Below are 6135 nucleotides of genomic sequence, written 5' to 3'. Positions count from 1 at the left end.
CCCGCTACGACAAACGAGCCCGCCACTACAAAGCCCTGACCACCCTCGCCTGCCTACGACTCTGGCTCCCCACCGACATTGCGGACACCCCCTAGGTCGCCGGCGACGAGGACTGCCCCTGGAAGGACGGCGGAACCCCCTCGTCGCCGAGCGGGGCCGACCTCCCGGCCGAGTCCCTGTGACCGCCACCGGAGGCAAGCTCCTCGAAGAGGCGCTCTTCGAGGTCAAGCGGGTGATCGTGGGCCAGGACCGGATGGTGGAACGGATGTTCACCGCGGTCCTGGCCCGCGGGCACTGCCTGCTGGAAGGCGTCCCCGGCGTCGCCAAGACGCTGGCCGCCAAGACCCTCGCCCACGTGGCCGGCGGACACTTCGCCCGGCTCCAGTTCACCCCCGACCTGGTGCCCTCCGACATCACCGGCACCCGCATCTACCGCCCCTCACGCGAGACCTTCGACATCGAACCGGGCCCCGTGATGGCCCATGTCGTCCTCGCCGACGAGATCAACCGCGCCCCGGCGAAAGTCCAGTCGGCACTGCTGGAGGTCATGGGCGAGCACCAGGTGTCCATCGGCGGCACCACCCTCTCCGTCCCCGAGCCGTTCCTCGTCCTCGCCACCCAGAACCCCATCGAGTCCGAGGGCGTCTACCCACTCCCCGAGGCCCAGCGCGACCGCTTCCTCCTCAAGGTCGAGGTCCCCGCGCCCACCGAGTCCGAGGAACTCGCCATCCTCTACCGGATGAGCGTCGACCCGCCACGCCCCCGCCGGGTCCTCACCCCGGACACCCTCATCGCCCTCCAGCGCGCCGCCGACGAGGTGTTCGTCCACCACGCGGTCGCCGAGTACGCCGTACGGCTCGTCCTCACCACCCGCGAACTCGCCGGTCCCACCGGGCCGGTCGCCCACGGCGCCGGACCGCGCGCCACCCTCGGCCTGGTCACCGCCGCCCGGGCCCTCGCCCTGCTGCGCGGACGCGGCTACGTCCTGCCCGAGGACGTCCACGACCTCACCCACGAGGTCGTCGCCCACCGGCTGGTGCTCTCCTTCGACGCGCTCGCCGACGGCATCACCGCGGCCCGGATCGTGGACCAGGTACTCGCCGCCGTGGAGCAGCCCCGGATCAGCCCGCGCCGGGTCGCCGAGGAGTCCGTCGCATGAGCGGAGGCAGCCCCACCCTGCGCGAACTCACCCCGGAGCAGGCCCTCAAACACCTGGAACTCCTCTTCACCCGCCGCCCCGACGGGCTCCTCCAGGGCGACCACACCTCCCTCGTCCCCGGACCCGGCAGCGAGGTCTCCGAGACCCGGCCGTACGTCATCGGCGACGACGTCCGCCGGATGGACTGGAACGCCACCGCCCGCACCACCGTCCCGCACGTCCGCCACACCGTCGCCGACCGCGAACTGACCACCTGGATCGTCCTCGACGCCTCCGCCAGCATGGACTTCGGCACCGCGCGCATGGAGAAACGGGACCTCGCGGTGGGCGCCGCCGCGGCCGTCGCCTTCCTCACCGAACGCGCAGGCAACCGGCTCGGCGCCCAGCTCACCGGCCCCGACGGCATCACCCGGATCCCGCCCCGCGCCGGCCGCCGGCATCTCCTGGCCCTCCTCCACGCCGCCCTGGACCGGCCGCGCGTCGCCCCCGGCATCCCCGAACACACCCTCGGCCAGACCGTCCACGCACTGCGCGAACTGCCCGCCGGCGGCATGGTCGCGGTGATCTCCGACTTCCTGGAGACCGGCTGGGAACAACCGCTGCGCGTCGCCGCCCGGCGCCACCAGGTCCTCGCCGTCGAGACGATCGACCCCCGTGAACTGGAACTGCCCTCCGTCGGACTGCTCACCGTCGTGGACCCCGAGACCGGCCGCCGCCGCGAGATACCCACCCACTCCCGTCGGCTGCGCGACCGCTACGCGCAGGCCGCGCTGGAGCAGCGGGCCCTGATCCGGCAGTCCATCCGCCGCTCCGGCGCCGCCCATCTGCGGCTGCGCACCGACCGGGACTGGGTCCGCGACATCGCCCGCCACGTCGAGACCCAGCGCCGCCGAACGGGCGGCGGCGCGGCGTGAACCCCTCCGAGAACGGTCCGACGGACCCCGCGACACGGGCGGCCGAGCCCGCCGGGGCTCATGGACGGCATCCGGTGCAGCCCAGGGAGGCAACCCGATGAGCCTGCGTTCGCCCGGCTGGCTGCTGCTCCTGCTGCCGCTGGCCGCACTGATCGTCGCCTACGCGCTGGTGCAGCGCCGTCGCGGACGCTACGCGGTCCGGTTCACCAACCTCGATCTGCTGGACAAGGTCGCCCCCCGCCGCCCCGGCCGGCGCCGGCACCTTCCGGCACTCGCCTTCTGCGCCACCCTCGGCCTGCTCGTCGTCGGCTTCGCCCGTCCGACGACCGACGTCCAGGTGCCCAGGGAGCGCGCCACGATCGTCGTCGCGTTCGACGTGTCGGTGTCCATGGAGGCCACGGACATCGCGCCCAACCGCTTCGAGGCCGCGCGGGACGCCGCGCTCGCCTTCGTCGACCGGCTGCCCGCACGCTTCAACGCCGGACTGGTCCCGTTCAGCGGCTCCGCCTCCGTCGCGGTCGCGCCCACCACCGACCGCGACGTGCTGCGCAACGCCATCGAGCGGCTGGAGACGGGCGAGGGCACCGCCATCGGCGACGCGGTCGTCGCCGAGGAGCTACGCCGCGTCCCTGGCCTTGGTGGCGTACATGTCCACGTACTCCTGCCCGGACAGCCGCATCACCTCGGTCATCACCGAGTCGGTCACCGCCCGCAGCACATAGCGGTCGCGGTCCATCCCCTCGTACCGGGAGAACTCCAGCGCCTCCCCGAACCGGACGGTCACCCGTACCCGGCCGATCCGCGGCATCCCCGCACCGCTCGGCTGGATCTTGTCCGTGCCGATCATCGCGAACGGCACAACCGGCGCCCCCGTCATCAGCGTCAGCCGCGCGATCCCGGTGCGCCCCCGGTACAGCCGTCCGTCGGGGGAGCGGGTGCCCTCCGGGTAGATACCGAAGACCCGGCCCTCCTCCAGGATCCGGCGGCCGGTCATGAGCGCCGCGACCCCGCCCTTGCCGCCGTCGCGGTCCACGGGGATCATGCCGACCCCGGTGAAGAACCAGGCCATCACCCGGCCCTTGAGCCCCTTGCCGGTGACGTACTCGTCCTTGCCGATGAAGAACACCTGGCGATCGCAGACCAGCGGCATGAGCACCGAGTCGATGAACGTGAGGTGATTGCCGGCCAGGATCACCGGGCCGTCGCCGGGGATGTGCTCCACTCCCTCCACCCGGGGGCGGAACATCAGGCGCATGATCGGTCCGAGCACTGCCTTGATGAGCGCGAAGCGGGACAACGGGCCCTCCGGTGTCAAGGGTTTCGAGGCGATCCGGGCGGATGTGGGTCGGTGCAGGTGAGGACGATACTCGCGGTACACCGGTCGGCGCACATCGGGTTCACAGAGGTCTTACCTGGAGGTGACCGGCGTTCACCTGCGGCGCCGCCGCGCCCGACACCCGTCCCCGGCCCGTCATCCGCGCGTGACGATGTGACGGATGTCGCGGCCCCCGACACGCCGTCAGATCCCCGCCTTCCCCACGACATCCAGCGTCAGCCAGGTGTTCGAGTCGGGGCCTCCCGCAGGTCATGTCCCCCCTCGTACGATCGGCGCGCACCACCCGGCGTACGGCCGGAGGGGCGCCCGCCGGGGTGGCGGCGCGCGGCACGGACGGCGAGGAGGCCGCTGATGGGATCGCAGGAGCCGAACGAGCAGGCGGGGAGCCCGGCGAGGAGCGGGGCGCACACGGGACGGCGGACCCTGCTCGGTGCCGCCGTGCTCGGCGCGGGCGGGGCCGTCCTCGGACTGTCCGGCACGGCGAGCGCCGACCCGCGCGGTGGTGGCGGTGGGCTGCGGAGCCTGCCCAGGCCGACCGTCATCGGCCACCGCGGAGCCAGCGGCTACCGCCCCGAGCACACCCTCGGCGCCTATCAGCTCGCCCTCGACCTCGGCGCCGACATCGTGGAGGCCGGTGACCTGGTCCCCACCAAGGACGGCCATCTGGTCTGCCGCCACGAACCGGAGATCGGCGGCACCACGGACGTCGCGCGGCACCCCGAGTTCGCCGACCGCAAGAGGACCAAGTCGCTCGACGGCGTCCCTACCACCGGCTGGTTCACCGAGGACTTCACGCTCGCCGAGCTGAAGACCCTGCGCGCCACCGAGCGCATCCCGGCCAACCGCCCGCACAACACCCTCTACGACGGCCGCTGGGCGATCCCCACCTTCGAAGAGGTGCTCACCTGGCAGCAGGAGCAGACCCGCAAGCGCGGCAAGCAGGTGTGGATCTACCCCGAGCTGAAGCACCCCACCTACTTCCGCGCGCAGGGCCTCGCCCTGGAGGAGCGGGTGGCGAAGGTGCTGCGCAAGCACCGCCGGGACCGGCGGAACTCGCCGGTCGTCCTCCAGTCCTTCGAGCCGACCAGCATCGAGCGGCTGAACCGGCTGGTGGACAACCCGCTGGTGGTGCTGCTGTCCGGCGCGAACACCCGGCCCTGGGACTTCGTGGAGTCCGGCGACCCCCGCACCGTCGCCGATCTGGTCAAGCCGGCCGGCCTGCGCGAGATCGCCGCCTACGCCGACGGCATCGGCCCCACCCTGGACCTCGTCATCCCGAAGGACGCCTCCGGCAACCTCACCCGGCCGAGCACGCTGGTCGCCGACGCGCACAAGGTGGGCCTGCTCCTGCACCCCTACACCCTGCGCAACGAGAACCCCTTCCTCCCCCCGGCCTTCCGCAAGGGCACCGACGCGGACGCCTACGGCGATGTCTTCGGCCTCTACCGGACGTACTTCGCCACCGGCATCGACGGTGTCTTCACCGACCAGCCGGACACCGCGCTGCTGGCCCGGGCGGACTTCGTCGGCGACTGAGCACCGCCCCCCCGTGGGCACCGTCCCCCGGGCGGCGGCGGGGGAGTTGGGTATCTCACAGGACGATCTCGGCCCGGAACGCGCCGGATGCCCGGTATGTGTGCGACCAATGCGTGCCCCGGAGGTTGCGGCCGGTGGAGCACGGGGATAGGAGTGAGGGACAACAGGGCGACAGGTGAGCGGGAGGCATGCACACATGGGCATGAGCGTGGTCATCTCCGAGGCGGTCGAGAGCGACGCCGAGCAGATCTTCAAGCTGCAGTACCTGTGCTTCCAGAGCGAGGCCGCGCTGTACGGCAACTACCGCATCGACCCGTTGGTCGAGACCCTGGACTCGGTCCGCGAGGAGATCGCCGGCGACTGCGTCTACGTGGCCCGGCTCGGCGACGAGGTGGTCGGAGCGGTGCGCGGCGCGGTCACCGAGGACGGCGCCGCCTCCATCGGCCGGCTCTGCGTCCACCCCCGCCTCCAGGGCCACGGCATCGGCGCCCGGCTCCTCAAGGCCGCCGAGTCCGCCCTCGCCGACCGCCACGGCACCCGGCGCTTCCGCCTCCACACCGGCCACCGCAGCGAGGGCAACCTCCGCCTCTACCGCAAGGTCGGCTACGAGACCGTAGGCACAGAACAGGGCAAGGACGGCGTCGAGATGATCGTCCTGGAGAAGCAGGCGTACGCCCAGACCGCCTGAGCGGACGGCGGGACGGGGGCGGCGGGAAGGCCGCCGACGGGGCTCAGCCCCGCTGCTCGCTCCGTGCCTTCCGCAGCCAGTACATGGCGGTGACGGGCAGCAGCACCGGGATGAACAGATACCCCATCCCGAAGTCCGACCACACGGTCGAGTCGGGGAACGCGGACGGCTCGACCAGGGTCCAGGTCCCCACCCCCAGCACCCCGGCCAGCTCCACCGCACAGCACACGAACGCCGCCCGCCGCGCCGTCTCCCCGCCGCGCACCAGCGAGTAGGTGATGAAGCCGTAGACGACCCCGGCGAGCGCGGACAGCGTGTAGGCGAGCGGTGCCTTGTCGAACTCGGTCGCGATCTGCAGCGTGGAGCGCGACACGGCCCCGACGACCATCACGCCGTAGAGCCACACCAGGAGGATGCCGGGGCCGCCGATGAGCCGGGCCCCGCCGCTCCCGCCGGGCCGCGGCGCCGCCGTCCCGCTCTCCCCGGTCTGCCCGGACGTCAT

General features: G+C 72.5%; 6 protein-coding genes and 1 pseudogene. 5 read left to right on the top strand and 2 right to left on the bottom strand.

Annotated elements, in window-relative coordinates; genetic code table 11:
* Positions 1-178 precede the first annotated feature (178 nt).
* The 3 genes and pseudogenes from ACIQNG_RS29835 to ACIQNG_RS29825 form a co-directional block, all read left to right on the top strand.
* Positions 179-1159, top strand: coding sequence for an AAA family ATPase (locus ACIQNG_RS29835; protein ID WP_401489294.1), 981 nt, complete (start codon positions 179-181; stop codon positions 1157-1159).
* Entirely contained in the window at positions 1156-2073 is a 918-nt protein-coding gene (locus ACIQNG_RS29830) for a DUF58 domain-containing protein (RefSeq protein ID WP_401489292.1), read from the top strand. Before ACIQNG_RS29835 ends, ACIQNG_RS29830 begins: the two co-directional genes overlap by 4 nt.
* Positions 2074-2170: 97 nt before the next feature.
* A pseudogene (locus tag ACIQNG_RS29825) lies at positions 2171-2617 on the top strand (VWA domain-containing protein); the annotation flags it as partial.
* Between the two features lie 72 nt (positions 2618-2689).
* Here the strand turns inward: ACIQNG_RS29825 and ACIQNG_RS29820 are convergent.
* Positions 2690-3370, bottom strand: coding sequence for a lysophospholipid acyltransferase family protein (locus ACIQNG_RS29820; RefSeq protein WP_401429265.1), 681 nt, complete (start codon positions 3368-3370; stop codon positions 2690-2692).
* 390 nt (positions 3371-3760) lie between these two features.
* Between ACIQNG_RS29820 and ACIQNG_RS29815 the strand changes: the two genes are divergently transcribed.
* Together ACIQNG_RS29815 and ACIQNG_RS29810 are read left to right on the top strand one after the other, a co-directional pair.
* Positions 3761-4945: a glycerophosphodiester phosphodiesterase gene (locus ACIQNG_RS29815; protein ID WP_401489303.1), complete on the top strand. Its 1185-nt coding sequence runs from the start codon at positions 3761-3763 to the stop codon at positions 4943-4945.
* Between the two features lie 196 nt (positions 4946-5141).
* Positions 5142-5633, top strand: a complete 492-nt coding sequence (locus tag ACIQNG_RS29810) for a GNAT family N-acetyltransferase (protein ID WP_401429271.1) — start codon at positions 5142-5144, stop codon at positions 5631-5633.
* A 43-nt stretch (positions 5634-5676) separates the two neighbouring features.
* On the opposite strand, the gene ACIQNG_RS29805 is transcribed toward ACIQNG_RS29810, so the two are convergent.
* On the bottom strand, positions 5677-6135 hold the full coding sequence (locus tag ACIQNG_RS29805) for a hypothetical protein (protein WP_401489290.1): 459 nt from the start codon (positions 6133-6135) through the stop codon (positions 5677-5679).

It is taken from the genome of Streptomyces sp. NPDC091377 (assembly GCF_044757045.1).
GTDB lineage: Bacteria > Actinomycetota > Actinomycetes > Streptomycetales > Streptomycetaceae > Streptomyces.
The sequence above is the reverse complement of the archived record's forward strand: the minus strand, read 5'-3'. Positions and strand labels throughout refer to the sequence as shown.

What these genes read in the sequence shown, in the direction of transcription:
- ACIQNG_RS29830 (WP_401489292.1), top strand. Translation starts at nt 1,156, where the DNA reads ATGAGCGGAGGCAGCCCCACCCTGCGCGAACTCACCCCGGAGCAGGCC.
- ACIQNG_RS29815 (WP_401489303.1), top strand. Translation starts at nt 3,761, where the DNA reads ATGGGATCGCAGGAGCCGAACGAGCAGGCGGGGAGCCCGGCGAGGAGC.
- ACIQNG_RS29810 (WP_401429271.1), top strand. Translation starts at nt 5,142, where the DNA reads ATGGGCATGAGCGTGGTCATCTCCGAGGCGGTCGAGAGCGACGCCGAG.
- ACIQNG_RS29805 (WP_401489290.1), bottom strand. Translation starts at nt 6,135, where the DNA reads ATGACGTCCGGGCAGACCGGGGAGAGCGGGACGGCGGCGCCGCGGCCC.